General features: G+C 58.2%; 17 protein-coding genes. 9 read left to right on the top strand and 8 right to left on the bottom strand.

The genetic code is table 11. The features are described from left to right. Positions 1 to 4: 4 nt before the first annotated feature. Both IB266_RS02050 and IB266_RS02045 read right to left on the bottom strand, forming a co-directional pair. A complete protein-coding gene (locus IB266_RS02050) occupies positions 5 to 877 on the bottom strand; it encodes a TIGR03915 family putative DNA repair protein (protein WP_192259840.1) in 873 nt (290 codons plus the stop codon). Beyond that, positions 874 to 2,094 carry a putative DNA modification/repair radical SAM protein gene (locus IB266_RS02045; protein WP_192259838.1) on the bottom strand — a complete coding sequence of 407 codons (1,221 nt, stop codon included), beginning with the start codon at positions 2,092 to 2,094 and terminating at the stop codon, positions 874 to 876. Before IB266_RS02045 ends, IB266_RS02050 begins: the two co-directional genes overlap by 4 nt. Positions 2,095 to 2,260: 166 nt before the next feature. On the opposite strand from IB266_RS02045, the gene IB266_RS02040 reads away from it, so the two are divergent. The 3 genes from IB266_RS02040 (at position 2,261) to IB266_RS02030 (ending at position 3,866) form a co-directional block, all read left to right on the top strand. Beyond that, positions 2,261 to 2,431: a YhfG family protein gene (locus IB266_RS02040; RefSeq protein WP_003199786.1), complete on the top strand. Its 171-nt coding sequence runs from the start codon at positions 2,261 to 2,263 to the stop codon at positions 2,429 to 2,431. Beyond that, positions 2,431 to 3,030 (top strand): putative adenosine monophosphate-protein transferase Fic, encoded by a 600-nt coding sequence (locus IB266_RS02035; protein WP_192259836.1) that lies wholly within the window; start codon positions 2,431 to 2,433, stop codon positions 3,028 to 3,030. Before IB266_RS02040 ends, IB266_RS02035 begins: the two co-directional genes overlap by 1 nt. 92 nt (positions 3,031 to 3,122) lie before the next feature. Then, positions 3,123 to 3,866, top strand: coding sequence for a metallophosphoesterase (locus IB266_RS02030; RefSeq protein ID WP_192259833.1), 744 nt, complete (start codon positions 3,123 to 3,125; stop codon positions 3,864 to 3,866). A gap of 314 nt (positions 3,867 to 4,180) precedes the next feature. On the opposite strand, the gene IB266_RS02025 is transcribed toward IB266_RS02030, so the two are convergent. Continuing rightward, positions 4,181 to 5,218, bottom strand: a complete 1,038-nt coding sequence (locus tag IB266_RS02025) for a DUF2806 domain-containing protein (protein WP_192259831.1) — start codon at positions 5,216 to 5,218, stop codon at positions 4,181 to 4,183. Positions 5,219 to 5,734: 516 nt separating this feature from the next. Here IB266_RS02025 and dusA point away from each other — a divergent pair. Beyond that, positions 5,735 to 6,730 (top strand): tRNA dihydrouridine(20/20a) synthase DusA, encoded by a 996-nt coding sequence (gene dusA, locus IB266_RS02020; protein WP_192259829.1) that lies wholly within the window; start codon positions 5,735 to 5,737, stop codon positions 6,728 to 6,730. Between the two features lie 177 nt (positions 6,731 to 6,907). After that, positions 6,908 to 7,834 carry a transaldolase gene (gene tal, locus IB266_RS02015; protein ID WP_192259827.1) on the top strand — a complete coding sequence of 309 codons (927 nt, stop codon included), beginning with the start codon at positions 6,908 to 6,910 and terminating at the stop codon, positions 7,832 to 7,834. Between the two features lie 182 nt (positions 7,835 to 8,016). Here the strand turns inward: tal and rssC are convergent, their stop codons facing one another. The 3 genes from rssC to IB266_RS02000 all read right to left on the bottom strand — a co-directional run bounded on the left by rssC (position 8,017) and on the right by IB266_RS02000 (position 10,716). Beyond that, positions 8,017 to 8,499 carry an anti-sigma factor antagonist RssC gene (rssC, locus tag IB266_RS02010; RefSeq protein ID WP_025212773.1) on the bottom strand — a complete coding sequence of 161 codons (483 nt, stop codon included), beginning with the start codon at positions 8,497 to 8,499 and terminating at the stop codon, positions 8,017 to 8,019. Then, a complete protein-coding gene (gene rssB, locus IB266_RS02005; RefSeq protein ID WP_192259825.1) occupies positions 8,499 to 9,680 on the bottom strand; it encodes a two-component system response regulator RssB in 1,182 nt (393 codons plus the stop codon). Before rssB ends, rssC begins: the two co-directional genes overlap by 1 nt. A 346-nt stretch (positions 9,681 to 10,026) precedes the next feature. Beyond that, complete coding sequence (locus IB266_RS02000) at positions 10,027 to 10,716, bottom strand: VacJ family lipoprotein (protein ID WP_192259823.1); 690 nt, start codon at positions 10,714 to 10,716, stop codon at positions 10,027 to 10,029. A gap of 201 nt (positions 10,717 to 10,917) precedes the next feature. Between IB266_RS02000 and IB266_RS01995 the strand changes: the two genes are divergently transcribed. Next, the gene (locus IB266_RS01995) at positions 10,918 to 11,538 is read left to right on the top strand and encodes an HAD family phosphatase (RefSeq protein ID WP_192259821.1); all 621 of its coding nucleotides are present in this window, start codon (positions 10,918 to 10,920) and stop codon (positions 11,536 to 11,538) included. Between the two features lie 109 nt (positions 11,539 to 11,647). Beyond that, a complete protein-coding gene (locus IB266_RS01990; protein WP_192259818.1) occupies positions 11,648 to 11,911 on the top strand; it encodes a DUF4404 family protein in 264 nt (87 codons plus the stop codon). A gap of 186 nt (positions 11,912 to 12,097) precedes the next feature. Here IB266_RS01990 and queF read toward each other — a convergent pair whose 3' ends face one another. Both queF and IB266_RS01980 read right to left on the bottom strand, forming a co-directional pair. Next, positions 12,098 to 12,928 carry an NADPH-dependent 7-cyano-7-deazaguanine reductase QueF gene (queF, locus tag IB266_RS01985; protein WP_013692631.1) on the bottom strand — a complete coding sequence of 277 codons (831 nt, stop codon included), beginning with the start codon at positions 12,926 to 12,928 and terminating at the stop codon, positions 12,098 to 12,100. A 61-nt stretch (positions 12,929 to 12,989) separates the two neighbouring features. Then, complete coding sequence (locus IB266_RS01980; RefSeq protein WP_192259817.1) at positions 12,990 to 13,511, bottom strand: plastocyanin/azurin family copper-binding protein; 522 nt, start codon at positions 13,509 to 13,511, stop codon at positions 12,990 to 12,992. Positions 13,512 to 13,663: 152 nt separating this feature from the next. Between IB266_RS01980 and IB266_RS01975 the strand changes: the two genes are divergently transcribed. After that, positions 13,664 to 14,344: a heavy metal response regulator transcription factor gene (locus IB266_RS01975; RefSeq protein ID WP_072407801.1), complete on the top strand. Its 681-nt coding sequence runs from the start codon at positions 13,664 to 13,666 to the stop codon at positions 14,342 to 14,344. Beyond that, complete coding sequence (locus tag IB266_RS01970; RefSeq protein ID WP_192259815.1) at positions 14,341 to 15,699, top strand: heavy metal sensor histidine kinase; 1,359 nt, start codon at positions 14,341 to 14,343, stop codon at positions 15,697 to 15,699. The genes IB266_RS01975 and IB266_RS01970 overlap by 4 nt, the downstream gene beginning before the upstream one ends. The last annotated feature ends 40 nt before the right edge of the window (positions 15,700 to 15,739 follow it).

The raw sequence follows: 15,739 nt of genomic DNA, 5'->3' as shown, positions 1-15,739 counted from the left end.
CGATTTACTCAGGAGCAAGGCACTGTCTTAACCCGGTGCCTTCACCCACACCCACAATAATCCGCTTGCCCATTTTCTCCCCCACCTCCAACGCCTGCCCATCCCGCTGCTTCCCACGCCGCGCCAAACCCACCAGGCGCGGAATCAACTCTCCTTCCGGCAAGTGCTGCCAGAATCGCCCCGGCATGTGCTGACGCAACGCCTGGGGATTGAGCCGCGCCGGATTGAAGATATGCCTGTAATAGGTCCGCCACAGCTCGGCGCCGGGATCTTCAGCGTGACGTGCCCAATGCTGCCACTGCTCGGGGCAACGTCGCTGGTAATCCAACGACCGCCCATCGAAACGGATACCGTCGCGAGGCGTTGCGATCAGCCAGCGTTGTTGCCCCAATCGCTCGGCAAAATGGCCGCTGGCACTTTCGAGGATGTCATGGGCCGGTTGATGAAAGGCGACCAGATCCAGTTGCAGTTGCTCGGCCAATGCTTGCGGCAAGGGAACGAAGCGCACGAAGGCATGCAGGTGATGAGCCTCGCGCTGGACCTGCTTGATCCGCCGCTGCAGCTCACTGCCCAGGCGGTCGCCCGCGAGCATGGCCGTGCGGTCGCCGTGGGCAACCCGCCAAAGCACCTCATACAGCAGATTCCAACGTTGTTCGCCCTGGTAGCGACCAGCCTGTTCGAGTTGGGTCAGCAAGGCTGCGGGAACCCGCGTACGGAACGGGCCCGGCCCTTGGGGCAGCGGCGCCGGCACGGCCAACAAGTCGGCCATCGGGCCCTGGGTCCACGTGACATCGCTCGGGTCGATGCCGTGGCCGAGCAGCGTTCGAGCCTGGTCCCGCCACGTAGAGAAATCATCCTCGCAATCCAGGGCAATCATGACCAAAGCCCCATCTGCACCGGCCGCTGGGGTTCACGCAACCGCGCCCGCAGCAAACCACTACGCACCTGGGCGTCGGCAGGCCGGTAATCGCTGGTGACAATGAACGGTCGCGCCTTCTCCAGCACGCACCGCAACTGCACCAAGTCGTCATAACGCACCCGCCGCTCCCGGCGCAACGCAACCAGGCGTTGCACACTACGCAGGCCAATCCCCGGAATACGCGCCAGCAAGGCGGGTTCGGCGCGGTTGACATCCAGCGGGAACACCTCGCGATTAGCCAGCGCCCATGCCAGCTTGGGGTCGATGTCCAAGTCCAGGTTGTGGGTTTCGCTCAAAAGCTCGCCTGCCTTGTAGCCATAACCGCGCATGAGAAAATCGGCCTGATACAGCCGGTGCTCGCGCAGCAACGGCGGCGCTGCCAGGGGCACACTGGCGGGGCTGTCGGGAATCGGGCTGAACGCTGAATAGTAAACCCGTCGCAAACCGTACCCCTGGTAGAGCGACTCGGCGTTGCTCAGGATGGCGTGATCATCGGTGGCATCGGCCCCCACAATCACCTGCGTGCTCTGCCCGGCCGGAGCGAAGCGAGGCGCCCGCGGCTCACCGGCCACCGCCTGTTGCCCCTGGTGGATGGTGCCCATGGCTTGGCGGATGGTCGTCAACTGCTTTTCCGGTGCGAGACGCTTGAGGCTGATATCGGAGGACAACTCGATATTCACGCTCAAGCGATCAGCCAACCGCCCCGCTTCCTCGATCAACAGCGGATCGGCATCGGGAATGGTCTTGAGGTGGATATAGCCACGAAACTGGTGCTCTTCCCGCAGCAACCGCGCCACTCGTATCAACTGCTCCATGGTGTAATCGGCCGAGCGAATGATGCCGGAACTCAGAAACAGCCCACTGATGCAGTTGCGGCGATAAAAATCCAGGGTCAATCGAACCACCTCCTCCGGCGTAAAACGCGCCCTCGGCACATTGCTGGAACGACGGTTGACGCAATACTGGCAGTCGTACAGGCAAAAATTGGTCAGCAACACCTTCAGCAACGAAACGCAGCGCCCATCCGGCGTATAGCTATGGCAAATGCCCATGCCATCGGTGGCCCCCAGCCCCTCACGACCACGGGAGCTACGCTTGGGGGCACCGCTGCTGGCGCAGGAAGCATCGTACTTGGCAGCATCGGCAAGGATGCCGAGCTTGGCGATAAGCTGCATGAAGTGAACTCGGACACTGGATATAAACACAGTATTTTGAGATGCACCGCAATGCAAGCGCCATTGGTCAATTCAACACCTGCCATGAGTCGCCCTGGCCGTGACGTAGGCCATGCCGGTGGGATGGGCTATAATCGGCCAACCAACGCGATTGAGGTCCAGCCCCATGGGCAATGTCAGCCTTGAAACCAAAAAGGCCTATGCCGCCAGGACGCGCAGATCCAACTACGCGGCTAGCCTGCGCCTGGAAGGCTTCAAAACGACCTTCGCGGACGGCGAACGCAAAATGCCAACGCGCGAAGAGGTCTTGAAGGCCTTCACCCAGACCAGAACCTGATGCCTGACAAATATGGAGTCGGCGAAGACGCTTATTGCTACCCCGGCTCCACGGTCCTTCGCAACAAGCTCGATATTCGAGATGAACCAACCCTAAGCGAAGCCGAACAACAACTCTCGGCCATCGCAGCGGACAACGTCGAATTCAGCCCTCCTCCCTACAGCCTGGCCTACCTTCAAAACATTCATCGAGTTCTCTTCTCGGACCTGTTCGAATGGGCCGGAGAACTGCGCACCGTTGGCATGTCCAAACAAGCCACCCGCTTTTGCCAACCCCAGTACATGGCGGCGGAAGCCAACAAGATTTTCATGAACATGGCGGCGGCCGACTGGTTCGAAGGGCTGGACAGAGCAGACCTGATTGTCGCCGTTGCAGAAACCTATTCCGACATCAACGTCGTACACCCCTTCCGCGAAGGCAACGGTCGTGCGCAACGCATCCTGTTTGAACACCTCATCATGAATGCCGGGTTTGAAATCAGTTGGTGGGGGATTGAGAAGGACGAGTGGATCTACGCCAATATCGCGGCTTATAACTGCGTCATGGAGCCTATGGAGCAGGTTTTTGAGAAATGTATCGGGCAGACGATTCAAGCTTGACCGTACAACGTTATTCCCTCGCTCACCGCCTTACGGTTTATTTCGCCAAGTGATACAGTCGCCGCCAATCAACATCTGCTGAAGCACTGAAAATGTACAGGACGAGATCTTTCCCACCCAACAAAAAAGGTCGCGACTTTGTGGTGGGCGACATCCACGGGCATTTCAAACTTCTAACAGCAGCCTTGAACAAACTAGACTTCAACACTGAGCTGGATCGCATCTTTTCCGTGGGAGACCTTATCGACCGCGGCCCCGATTCCATAGACATATTGAACTGGCTTGAAAAGCCGTGGTTCCATGCCGTGCGCGGCAATCATGAGCAGATGCTTATTGACTGCATTTCCGGCCATGGTGACATACCCCGACATATCCGAAACGGTGGGGCCTGGCTCTACGAGTTACAACTAACCGTCCAGCATGAGCTTTTAAAAGCTTTGCAAGCACTTCCATTGATTATTGAAATCAAATCAGCAAACGATCAAACAATTGGAATAGTCCATGCCGAAGCCCCTATTATCAGGAGTAACGATGGCTGGCAAGAAGCCAAAGATGCTATAACCGGAAACTTCGGAGAGCAACATCAGCGTCAAGCCTTGAAAACAGCGCTATATGCAAGAGAAAAAATCGAGCAACAAAACCACACTTCCGTCAAAGGAATAGACCGACTCTATGTTGGGCACTCCACAGTACCCAGCATTATGCGCTTGGGTAATGTCGTATATATCGACACTGGTTGCGCATTTTCCGATGGGGCATTAAGTCTCGTAGAGATAAGAACCGAAACAATCACCTCCATCGACATGAGCCAAGTTAGAAAAGGAACATTTTTTTGATTCCGTAGCCCACGCCTTCCGACCATCAAAGCCTTATTATTTTCTGCAAAAAAACAAACAGATTGCATTTTCTTCGTTGCCCCCGAGATAGAAGAAAAAACCGAAAGTAGAGTGATAACTAAAGCCCCACACACCAATGAAGCCACATTCAGATTTTGAGAGGATGCAGGCCATCAATTCTTAAGACCCAGCAATATTCAATCATTGAAACTACAGAGAACACTCATATCTTTGTCAAAAATTTTAAGTGCCTTTATACCAGAATGATTAAAAAGGCACCCTCCTGCCGATGCAAGCGCAAGTATGATCGAGGATTATTTACACTCCAACATATCAAATCCTTTCTCGGAAAAACTATCAATCAGATCTTGCATATATTCAGGCTCTGGCTGGATATCCACGATCCGAGACAACTCCCTCCCAACTTTGGTAAGCGCGACACCTGATATACCGAGAGAAGCCTCAGCATCAGGCAATGTGTTTTTTCTTCTTAGCTTCCACACTCTGCCTTGAAATGTAAAAGGAAGAGTGACGTGTTTTTTTTCGTCCTCGACACAAGGTCCGTATGTAGCTTTGGTACTCATATTAGAAGCCACGAGACCATACTCTTCCATTAGCAAGAGGCTATAATAATTTAGTCCATATTTCTTTAACCCGTTTGAACCGGCAGACTCCCCAATTTTTATTATTCTGGTATCAACACTTACCCCATCATGACCTAATGTAGCGGCAAGGGAGCAAAACTTAACAAACATCTCAGCTATATCAGAATCTAGCTGCCCTATTGTTCGAATAGTTTTAATCGAAAAAGTATTAGGCCTTTTTATTTCTCCTGCGAGAATTCGACCAAATAATGTTTGCATTTCTTCCGAGCTTTTATCCCTAGCCTCTCGCTCAAACGTGTTAAGCCAGTCATCACTGAACTCTCGCTCATCGCCAGCTAAATTTTCAGTATCACTTTCGCTTCGTAAATCTTCTAAGGCAATCGCAGCGATTTTATCAACGTTAACCTGCTCACGAACAATTTTTTTTGCAAATTTATCTGAAGCCAAATGAGCGTATGACAAATTTACTCCCATGTTGTCACTTATCTGAGAGGAACTTTTATCAATGAGTTTTAATCTGGCCTGTGTTTCGGCACGCTTTTCCATAGCGATGCCTTCCAATATTGCAATTGGAACCTGAATAGCAGCGGTGCATAACTGACCAAAAGCTTTCAATGCGTTTTTTCTTACAGGAGCAGGCAACCCAGATACAGTATCTACAATCCAATCACCCGCCGTTTCGGTCAAGCCTGTTATACCCCCGCCCAACGACTCTTCATTTGATGCATTTGGCCCGGAATTGTCCATTATAATCCCTGTTAGAATCGCTAAAAGTGGCGTAACGCTACTATATAACTGACGAGCTGTCTATATAGGAAAAACAGCCCCACAAATTCAACCTAAATTAACACTTTCCCAACCATTGACATTGCCGAAACCCTAGCATCACAGAGCGACGGGAAAAACATTCACACCATACGTCCGCCCAGCCGTTGCCGCCCCACCCCGCATCTTTGAGAAGGCTCTCAGTAGCTACAGTGCCCCTTCACCCCATCTAAGCTCAAGTCACAGGCCCGTACCGAACCGCCCCCCTTTTGATCCAGACGACGGAGGCTGGGCAGATGGTCCTCAGATTAAGTTAGAGGCCCAGCGACGGCCCGCAACCCCAACATAGCAATCAGCGCCCTAAGATTCTCGACCAAAACCGGGGAGTCTCTGACACTACCGGGAGATTCAAATCTCTCACCGATCAAGCCCGTCAGCCTTACCCGATCCCATTCCTGATAAACTCCCAGCCTTTGCCCTACCCATTCAGATTCCTCAATGTCCTTAACCACTGCCGCCCCCCAATCACTCTCCCGCCGCTTCTCCGTCGCCCCCATGATGGATTGGACCGACGCCCACTGTCGCTTCTTCCTACGCATCCTCTCCAAACACGCCCTGCTCTACACCGAAATGGTCACCACCGGCGCGCTGCTCAACGGTGACCACGAACGCTTCCTGCGCCATCACCCATCCGAACACCCCCTGGCCCTGCAACTGGGTGGCAGCGTCCCTGCCGACCTGGCCGCCTGCGCCCGTATGGCCCAGGAGCACGGCTACGACGAGGTGAACCTCAACGTCGGCTGCCCCAGCGACCGGGTGCAGAACAACATGATCGGCGCGTGCCTGATGGGGCATCCGGGGTTGGTGGCCGATTGTGTGAAGGCCATGCGTGATGCGGTGTCGATTCCGGTGACGGTCAAGCATCGCATCGGGATCAATGGGCGGGACAGTTACGAGCAGTTGTGTGAGTTCGTCGGGACGGTGCGCGAGGCCGGTTGCACGAGTTTTACCGTGCATGCGCGGATTGCGATTCTGGAGGGGCTGTCGCCGAAGGAGAACCGCGACATCCCGCCGCTGCGTTATGACGTGGCCGCGCGGTTGAAGGCGGATTTTCCGGAGTTGGAGATTGTGCTCAACGGTGGGATCAAGACGCTGGAGGCCTGCCACGAGCATCTGCAGACGTTCGACGGTGTGATGCTCGGGCGCGAGGCTTATCACAACCCGTATCTGCTGGCCGAAGTGGATCAGCAGTTGTTTGGCAGCACCGCGCCGATCATCACCCGGGCCGAGGCACTGGTGCAGTTGCGGCCTTATATTGCCGATCACCTGGCCGCTGGCGGGGCGATGCATCACATCACTCGTCATGTGTTGGGGCTGGGCACCGGGTTTCCGGGGGCGCGGCGGTTTCGGCAGTTGTTGTCGGTGGACATCCACAAAACCAAGGATCCGTTGGCGTTGCTGGATCAGGCGGGGCAACTGCTGGAAGGGCGTTAACCGTCACTTGCTTTGAACCTGCACGCTGTTTTGGCATCGTATCTACCGATACCGCCCCGGCCTTTCAAACAGCCGTTTTCAGGTTGTTGCCGCTGGGGCCGTCGATACCTCTTCACGCCCTTGAGTGGCTGCCGGCCCTCGGGTAATGTCAACGGACCCATAGGACAGAGCACGCTCATGACTTCCAAGCTGGAACAACTCAAACAATTCACCACCGTCGTGGCCGATACCGGCGACTTCGAGGCCATCGCCCGCGTCAAACCCGTGGACGCCACCACCAACCCTTCCCTGCTGCTCAAGGCGTCGGCCATTCAGGGCTATGCCGAGCAACTGAACGCCTGCGTGGCGGACTGCAAGGGCGATGTGGGCCTGGCCAGCGACCGTTTTGCCGTAGCGGTCGGGCAAGAAATCCTGAAAGTGATCCCGGGGCGTATTTCCACTGAAGTAGACGCGCGCCTGTCGTTCGATACCGAGGCCATGTTGAAGCGTGCGCATCGTCTGATCGACCTGTACGAAAAGGCCGGTATTGGCCGGGATCGGGTGTTGATCAAGATTGCCTCCACCTGGGAAGGCATTCGTGCAGCCGAACAGCTGGAGCGTGAAGGCATCCAGTGCAACCTGACGCTGCTGTTCTCCTTCGCCCAGGCCGCGGCCTGTGCCGATGCCGGGGTGTTCCTGATTTCGCCGTTCGTGGGCCGTATCTACGACTGGTACAAGAAAGCCAATGGCAACGACTACACCGGCGCGGATGATCCGGGCGTGCAGTCGGTGACGCGTATCTACAACTACTACAAGGCCAACGACTACAAGACCGTGGTCATGGGCGCGAGCTTCCGCAACCTCAACCAGATCGAGCAACTGGCCGGGTGCGACCGCTTGACCGTCAGCCCGGACCTGCTGGAAAAACTCGCCGCCGACGAAGGCAAGCTGGAGCGCAAGCTGGCGCCAGGGCAAGCCGGGGAGGCACGCTTGATCCTCAACGAAACGCAGTTCCGCTGGTTGTCCAACGAGGACGCCATGGCGACCGAGAAACTGGCCGAAGGTATTCGTCAGTTTGCCCGGGACCAGGAGAAGCTGGAGGCGTTGCTGCAAGCCAAGCTTTGAGCTGATTCAGCCGGCATGCAAAAAGGGCGAATCTGGTTGGGTTCGCCCTTTTTTATGCGGCTTGGCTTAAGCGATGTGGCGGGTCGGCAAACGCCATCGCGAGCAAGCTCGCTCCCACAGGGGATGTCAGAACACCAGTGGGAGCGAGCTTGCTCGCGATGAAGCCGGTTCAGCCTAAAGGCTCAAGGCCGCTCCAGCGCATTCACCAGATCATGGAACGCTTCACGATTGGAATCGTTGAGCCCCATGAGGATCTTGTGGGCTTCAAGCACCTTGATCCGCACTTCCTCTTCCGACTGATCCTGGTCAGGCAGGTCGTCCAGGCATTCCGGACACGGCACAGGGTCGCCCACGATGTTGAACACCTGGTCGAAGCCCATCGATTGCAGCAGACGGGTGATGTCGTTGTGGGTGGTGACGACGGTCGGCAGCAGGCCGACCTTTTGCCGCGACAGGATCGACAGCTTGGCCAACAGGCCCAATGTGGTGCTGTCGATGCTGCGGGTTTCGGTCAGGTCGATCACGATGGCGCTGAAGTTCAGCGCGGTGAAGATCCGCTCAATAGTCGCATCCAGCGCCGAACACAGGGTCAGGCGCACTTCACCGACAAACTTCAGGACGAAGGTGCCGTCCTGCTCGGCGAACTGGATTCTACCGGTACTCATCAAAGGTTCCTGCTCAACACTAACAGGGCGATATCATCCGGCATCTCCCCGAGCGTGGCTAATCCAAACACTTGACGCAAGCCTTCCAGGCTGCCGCCCGCTGCGCTTACCCGTTCAGGCAAGGCCGCTTCTTTCTCTTTGAGTGTAGGTTCTGTCAAAAGGTCCAAAATGCCATCAGACATCAGCGTCAGGCTGAATGTCGATGGCAATTCCAGTACGTGGTCTTCGTAGGTGGCCTCGTTGAACAGACCCACCGGCAAACCACGCCCTTCCAGGTAACGAACACTGTCTGGCGTATACAACACAGGCAACGGCAGGTGACCGCCGATGCTATAGGTCAACAAACCAGTCTCCTCGTCGATGACTCCACCGACCATTGTGACGTGTTTGCCCAGCTTACAACTGATCAGGCCTCGGTTGATATGCCCAAGGACTTCAGAAGGCTTGAACTCTGGCAGCGTGCCATTGCGCTTGGATTCGAACAGCAGCCGCGTGGTCATGAACTTCAACAGCACCGTCACGAAGGCCGAGGACGCACCATGGCCGGAAACGTCCGCCAGGTAGAACGCCACTCGCCGCTCATCGACGCGGAAATAGTCCACGAAATCGCCCGACAGGTACAACGACGGGATGATCTGGTGGGCAAAACGGAAATCGTCGACGGTCCAGGGGCTGACCGGCAGCATGTTCATCTGCACCTGGCGCCCGGCGTTCTGGTCTTCCTGCAACAGGTTCAGGCTGGCTTCCAGCTCGCGGTTGGCGGTTTCCAGCTTCTCGCGGTAGCGCTGGTTCTCCACCAACAGCCGCGAACGGTCCAAGGCCCGGCGCACCGAGTGCTCGAGCACAGCAAGGTCTTCAAGGGGCTTGATCAGGTAATCCGCCGCGCCCAGGCGCAATGCCTCGACCGCATCGTTCATCACGCCCGCGCCCGATACCACGATCACCGGGGTCTGCGAGGAAAGCTCGGTCACCTGGCGAATGAGTTCGAGTCCGCCCATCTGCGGCATGCGCAGGTCGCAGATGACCAGGTCGGGCTTGTCTTGCTCGAATACCTGAAGACCCTGTTGGCCATTGCTGGCCTGCAGGACGCTGAAACCACTGTCTTCCAAGTAGGCTGCGAGACTGGCTCGCACCACTTCGTCATCATCGATTATCAGCAGCGTGGCACTGGTTTTTGGCATGTGGGCAAACGGCGCCAGAATTAGGTTGGCGTAGCGGGCTGGGCGGTCTGGCCTGGCACGCACTACTGGATTCGCTTTCTAGCCTCTCTGTCGTACCGGCTTCAGGCCTTTGCCCTACACGCCCTTACATCAGAGGTGCCCTTCTAAGGCGCAGACGGTACTCCCATCCGCGGGGCGTTTCAAGCTCATGCAGATAGCCGCTTGCCGTCTTTATTTGTCAAAGCACAGAGAGTTATAAGAACCGAGCGAAGCGTAACTCAATGGAAGGATCAAACCCGCTCAAACACGACGCCAAAGCACAGAAGGCGGCCTTTTGGGCCGCCTTCTGTGGTTTTACAAGTCGAAATCAAAAATCGTCTTCGACCTGGCCATCCTTGACTTTGAATTCGCGGTTCTGCAGGTAGGCATTGCGGATGAAGACGTATTTGTCGCCGCTCACCATCTTCTCGGCCGACAACAGGCTGGCGCGGGTATCGACGATGTTCAGGCCGTGAATGGAGTTACGCACCGAGACGTTATCGATATAACGATAAGGAGCGGTGTAGTCATCGACCAGCTTGGCCGGCGCGTCACGCAGGGTGCTTGGCCCCAGCAGCGGCAGCATCACATACGGACCACTGCCCAGGCCCCAGTAGCCAAGGGTCTGGCCGAAATCTTCATCGCTGCGCTGCAGGCCCATCTGGGTGCCCACGTCAAAGAAGCCCAGCAGGCCGAAGGTGGTGTTGAAGATCAACCGGGCGGTGTCGACCCCGGCGGCGGCCGGCTTGGCCTGCAGCACGTTGTTGGCCAGGTTGCCGACGTCGCCGATGTTACGGAACATGTTGTGGACGCCGTCTTCGAGGAACTGCGGCGTCACGTATTGATAACCCTGAGCCAGTGGCTTGAGCGCATAGGTATCGAGGGTGTCGTTGAAGGTGAAGATTGGACGGTTGATGCTTTCCCAAGGATCTTCTTCCGTCGCGGCCTGAGTGGCGAACGGAACCAGCAGGACACAGGCGGAAAGACACAGCTGAGCTAGACGATGGCTCCAGCGCATAGGGAAGAACTCCTTGGATTATTCAGGCAAGGGCGCCGAGCCCAGGCGGTAAGCTGGCTAGTATAAGACGGAACGCATGGATAGGCAGCACCGAAAAACACCCAGGCCGTAGGACTTTTCCGCGACTGGCATCCTTCACCTCACTGTCACCGGACTGTCATCGGAGCCCATTAGGCTGCTGGTTATTTCAAGGACGTTCCCATGCCCCGCGCCGAAGCCCTGCCCCTCCCCGCCCCCAGCCTGACCGCCGTACTGTTTGGCCTCAGCGGATGCCTGGTGGATTTCGGGGCGCGCATTCGTCAGCCAGGGGCAGCGCCAGCGGATCACGCCCAGCCGACACCCGGTGCCTTGGAAAGCCTGCAACGCTTGCAACATCTGAATATCCCCTGCGCCTGGCTCGACGAATTGCCTCCCGCCATCAGCCATAGCCTGGCGGCCTCACTGCCCGCGTCCATCAAAGCGCCGCAACTTCCTGCAACAAATTATCCATGGCCTGCGCCGCATGCCTGCTGGCAAGCGCTGATGGCGCTGAACGTCCAGCAGTTGGATGGCTGCGTACTGGTCAGCGGCGAACCACGGTTGTTGCAGTCAGGGCTCAATGCAGGTTTATGGACGATCGGACTGGCATCCTGCGGTTCTTTGTGTGGCCTGGCGCCCGCCGAGTGGCAGGCATTGAGCCAACAGGCGCGGGAAACCAAACGCGCCAAGGCCACCGTGCAATTGTTCGGCCTCGGGGTGCATTCAGTGATCGATCACTTGGGCGAGCTCGACACTTGCCTGGCCGATATCTGCCTGCGCCGCATTAAAGGCGAGAAGCCCTGACCGGGATCATGCAGGGCGCGTCAGTGTGGATTACTCTTAAGGCAGGCCATGGACTTTTGACGCAGCGTCGCGGTCCATGGCTGTGCCTATCAATAAAGGGAGTACGCCAATGCCTGCCCGCGAATTGCAAGAACAGCTCAACACACTGCGCGAGCAATTGGACCAGAATCCACCCCTGTCCGAAGCCGAACGCGCCGACCTGCAGGCGCTGATGGAACAGATCGAATTTGAGCTTGAACTGGAAACCCAAACACAGGACACCAACCTGGCTGACAATGTGAACCTGGCTGTCGAACGCTTCGAGCTGGAGCACCCCACGCTGGCCGGGACCTTGCGCAACATCGTGCAAGCCTTGGGCAACATGGGGATCTGAACCCTTCGCATGCAAAAAGCCCTGCTATCGCTAGCAGGGCTTTTTAGTTTCACGTGCCTGCAATGCATCCCCTGTGGGAGCGAGCTTGCTCGCGATAGCGGTGTATCAGCCAACCTCAATGTTGGATGTGCTGCCCTCATCGCGAGCAAGCTCGCTCCCACAAGAGCTTACTTCCACAAGGAAAGTTTATTGCCGGACCAGACGATGGTTCGGCAGTTGAACGTCTTCAGTACTGCGGTACGGGTTGATATCCAGCCCACCACGCCGGACATACCGCGCATACACCGTCAATTTCTCCGGTTTGAGCAAGCGCTGCAGGTCGAGAAAGATCCGTTCCACGCATTGCTCATGGAAATCGGAATGCTGGCGGAAGCTGACGATGTAGGCCAGCAGGCTGGCCGGGTCCAGGGCAGCGCCGCGATATTCCACCGCCACGCTGCCCCAGTCTGGCTGGCTGGTCACCGGGCAGTTGGATTTGAGCAGGTGGCTGTGCAGGCTTTGCTCGACGATGCGTGAAGCATCGCAGCGCAGCAGCTCCGGGCGCGGGTGCGCGTAGGAGTCGACGCTGATGTCCAGATCGTCGATGCAGGTACCGGGCAGCGCCACGATGCCTTCACGCTCCACGTCCTTGAGGCTGCGGATTCGCACACCCACCGCCTTGCCGGCCGCGGCCGACAGGTCCTGGCGCAGGGTGGCTTCCAGGCTCGCGGTGTCGGCGAACGGGGTCTGGTTCAAGGAGTTGAGGTACAGCTTGAAGGATTTGGATTCGATGATATTTGGCGAATCCGCCGGGATCGCGAATTCACCGATGGCCACCACCGGCTTGCCGGACGGCAACAGCCACGACAGCTCGAAACAGTTCCAGAAATCCACGCCCTTGTACGGCAGGGTCTCGGCCGTCAGGCCCAGTTCCGCCCATTTCGCGGTGCGCGGGATCGGGAACAGCAGTGACGGCGTGTACGTGGCGATGTATTCGCTGGATTTGCCCAGCGGCGAATGTTCGGCTGCGGGATGCATGACGGAAACCTGACTGAAGAATCAGCGGATTCTATCAGCCTTTGCCGCAGCCTTTGAGTGCTTACTGACTGACTGTCAGGTCGCCCTTCATCCCGGCCTGGTAGTGGCCGGGAATATTGCAGGCAAACTCCAGGCGCGTGGCCTTGCTGAAGGTCCAGGTCAGCTCGGCAGTCTTGCCCGGCTCCACCAACACGCTGTTGGGGTCGTCGTGGCGCATGCTCGCCTGGTCGTGGCCCATGGCGGCATGATCCATCCCCGGCTTCACCGCGGTTGGCATCAACTGGCCGCTCTGCTGCATCTTGAGCATTTCCTGTTGATGGTCGGCGTGCATGGCCGCGTTGCCCAGGTTGAACTCGTGGAGCAACTGGCCCTTATTGATCAGCACGAACCGAACCGTCTCGCCGGCCTTGATATCAAGGGCTCCGGGATCGAACGTCATATCGCCCATCACCACGTCAATGCTGCGACCGGCCTTGGCCGCCGGCGCGGGCTGGCCAAAATCGAAATGACCGGGCGATGCCCACAGCGGCGCACTGAGGGCCAGTGCACAAGCAGCCAGGATCAAGCGGTTTCCCATCAACATGTCCATACTCCAATCGGATTCAGCGTGTGGGAAACTCTATCGCTACAGCCCTGCCAGTCGGCTGACAGCTCGATTACAACTTTGTCAGGTTGCGCCACCAGCCCGCCTGCCACGGTATAACGCCCTTGTCCCAACCCAGCCTTGAGCCGCCCATGAAACTGCTGATCGTCGAAGACCAAACCAAAACCGGCCAATACCTGCGCCAAGGCCTGGGCGAAGCCGGGTTCAACGCCGATCTGGTGGCCGACGGCATCACCGGCCAGCAACTGGCCTTGAGCGGTGAATACGCCTTGCTGATCCTCGACGTGATGTTGCCCGGCCGCGATGGCTGGCAGATCCTGCAAGCCGTCCGCGGGGCTGGCCTGGATACGCCGGTGCTGTTCCTCACCGCGCGGGACGCGGTACAGGATCGGGTGCACGGGCTGGAGCTGGGCGCCGATGATTACCTGGTCAAGCCCTTTGCTTTTTCCGAGTTGCTGGCGCGGGTGCGCAGCCTGTTGCGCCGAGGCGGTTCGACGCAACAGGAAACCAGCCTGCAACTGGCCGACTTGCGCCTGGACCTGATCCGCCGTCGCGTCGAACGCAGCGGTCGGCGCATCGACCTCACCGCCAAGGAGTTCGCCTTGTTGGAAATGCTCCTGCGCCGCCAGGGTGAAGTGCTGCCCAAATCGCTGATCGCGTCCCAGGTCTGGGACATGAACTTCGACAGCGACACCAACGTCATCGAGGTCGCCATCCGGCGCCTGCGCATCAAGATCGACGATGAGTTCCCCAATAAGCTCATCCACACCGTGCGGGGCATGGGGTATGTGCTTGAAGAGCGCAGCCTGTGAGGGGCCGGTGGTCGCTGAGCAGCCGCCTGGCGCTGCTGTTCGCCGCCTGCACGGCAGTGGTGTCGTTGTTTGCCGGCGTGCTGTTCAGCCGTGGCAGCGAGGCACACTTCATCGAGCTGGACCAGCAACTGCTCGAAGGCAAGCTGATCGGCCTGCGCCGCGCCCTGCAAGACCTCAACGCCGATCAGACCCAGCGCCGACTGGAAGATGAGCTGAGCCGTCAGGCCGACCTGGCGCTGCGCATCAAGGGCAGCGATGGCGTGCGCTGGTACGACAGCTCGATCCGGATTCCGGCTCAGTTGCCGGAGCGGCCCGGCCTGTCGACCCTCAGCGATGCCGACAACGATTACCGGGTGTTGAATGCACCGCTGTATCCCGACCGAGCCGATTCACCGCAACTGACCCTGTTGCTGGACATCACCCACCACCAGCACTTCCTGCAACGCATGCAAAGGCTGATCTGGCTGACCGTCGGCCTTTCGGCCCTGGCCACCGCCCTGCTCGGTGCCTGGGCCGCCCGGCGGGCCTTGCGGCCGTTGCGACGCATGGGCGCCATCGCCGGCAACGTCTCGGCCCGTTCCCTCAACGCCCGCCTGCCCGAAGAGCAGATGCCCGCCGAACTGGCGGAATTGGCCCACAGCATCAACGCCATGCTCGGACGCCTCGACGATGCGTTTCAGCGGCTCTCGGCGTTCTCTGCCGACATCGCCCATGAGTTGCGCACGCCGCTGTCGAACCTGCTGACCCACACCCAGGTCACCCTCACCCGCGAACGCCCCCTGGAGGATTACCGCGAGGCGTTGCACAGCAATCTCGAAGAACTGCAATGGATGGCGCAACTGGTCAACGACATGCTGTACCTGGCCAAGGCCGACCATGGCCTGCTGGCGCTCAACCGCGAACCGCTGCAGTTGGGCGAGGAAGTGGACGTGCTGCTGGAGTTTTTCGCCCCCTTGGCCGAAGACGCCAAGGTCCGTTTGAGCCGCGAGGGCGACGGCCGCATCGAAGGTGACCGCAACATGTTGCGCCGGGCGCTCTCCAACCTGCTGGACAACGCCCTGCGCTTCACCCCCGTCGACGGCGAAGTGCGGGTGCGAATGGTCGATGGGACTCAAGAAGTGAGGGTAAGCGTGGAGAACAGTGGCGAGGGGATTCCAGCGGACTTGCTGCCACGCCTGTTCGACCGCTTCTACCGCGCCGACCCGGCCCGCCAGGAAGGCAGTAGCGAACACGCGGGACTTGGACTGGCCATCACCCGCTCGATCATCCGCGCCCATGGTGGGCAGATCCGTTGTGAATCGGCCGATGGCTGGACGCGGTTCCTGATCGAATTGCCGAAGACAAGCCAGCCCTGACACAAAACCCTGTGGCGAGGGGATTTATCCCCGCTGGGCC

This window comes from Pseudomonas sp. Pdm06 (assembly GCF_014851795.1).
Taxonomy (GTDB): Bacteria; Pseudomonadota; Gammaproteobacteria; order Pseudomonadales; family Pseudomonadaceae; genus Aquipseudomonas; species Aquipseudomonas fluorescens_AA.
This window is presented reverse-complemented; position numbering and strand designations above follow the sequence as displayed.

What these genes read in the sequence shown, in the direction of transcription:
- IB266_RS01995 (WP_192259821.1), top strand. Translation starts at nt 10,918, where the DNA reads ATGCCCCGCGCCGAAGCCCTGCCCCTCCCCGCCCCCAGCCTGACCGCC.
- IB266_RS01990 (WP_192259818.1), top strand. Translation starts at nt 11,648, where the DNA reads ATGCCTGCCCGCGAATTGCAAGAACAGCTCAACACACTGCGCGAGCAA.
- IB266_RS02000 (WP_192259823.1), bottom strand. Translation starts at nt 10,716, where the DNA reads ATGCGCTGGAGCCATCGTCTAGCTCAGCTGTGTCTTTCCGCCTGTGTC.
- IB266_RS02030 (WP_192259833.1), top strand. Translation starts at nt 3,123, where the DNA reads ATGTACAGGACGAGATCTTTCCCACCCAACAAAAAAGGTCGCGACTTT.
- dusA (WP_192259829.1), top strand. Translation starts at nt 5,735, where the DNA reads ATGTCCTTAACCACTGCCGCCCCCCAATCACTCTCCCGCCGCTTCTCC.
- IB266_RS02035 (WP_192259836.1), top strand. Translation starts at nt 2,431, where the DNA reads ATGCCTGACAAATATGGAGTCGGCGAAGACGCTTATTGCTACCCCGGC.
- queF (WP_013692631.1), bottom strand. Translation starts at nt 12,928, where the DNA reads ATGCATCCCGCAGCCGAACATTCGCCGCTGGGCAAATCCAGCGAATAC.
- IB266_RS01975 (WP_072407801.1), top strand. Translation starts at nt 13,664, where the DNA reads ATGAAACTGCTGATCGTCGAAGACCAAACCAAAACCGGCCAATACCTG.
- IB266_RS02050 (WP_192259840.1), bottom strand. Translation starts at nt 877, where the DNA reads ATGATTGCCCTGGATTGCGAGGATGATTTCTCTACGTGGCGGGACCAG.
- IB266_RS02040 (WP_003199786.1), top strand. Translation starts at nt 2,261, where the DNA reads ATGGGCAATGTCAGCCTTGAAACCAAAAAGGCCTATGCCGCCAGGACG.
- IB266_RS02025 (WP_192259831.1), bottom strand. Translation starts at nt 5,218, where the DNA reads ATGGACAATTCCGGGCCAAATGCATCAAATGAAGAGTCGTTGGGCGGG.
- tal (WP_192259827.1), top strand. Translation starts at nt 6,908, where the DNA reads ATGACTTCCAAGCTGGAACAACTCAAACAATTCACCACCGTCGTGGCC.
- rssB (WP_192259825.1), bottom strand. Translation starts at nt 9,680, where the DNA reads ATGCCAAAAACCAGTGCCACGCTGCTGATAATCGATGATGACGAAGTG.
- IB266_RS01980 (WP_192259817.1), bottom strand. Translation starts at nt 13,511, where the DNA reads ATGTTGATGGGAAACCGCTTGATCCTGGCTGCTTGTGCACTGGCCCTC.
- rssC (WP_025212773.1), bottom strand. Translation starts at nt 8,499, where the DNA reads ATGAGTACCGGTAGAATCCAGTTCGCCGAGCAGGACGGCACCTTCGTC.
- IB266_RS02045 (WP_192259838.1), bottom strand. Translation starts at nt 2,094, where the DNA reads ATGCAGCTTATCGCCAAGCTCGGCATCCTTGCCGATGCTGCCAAGTAC.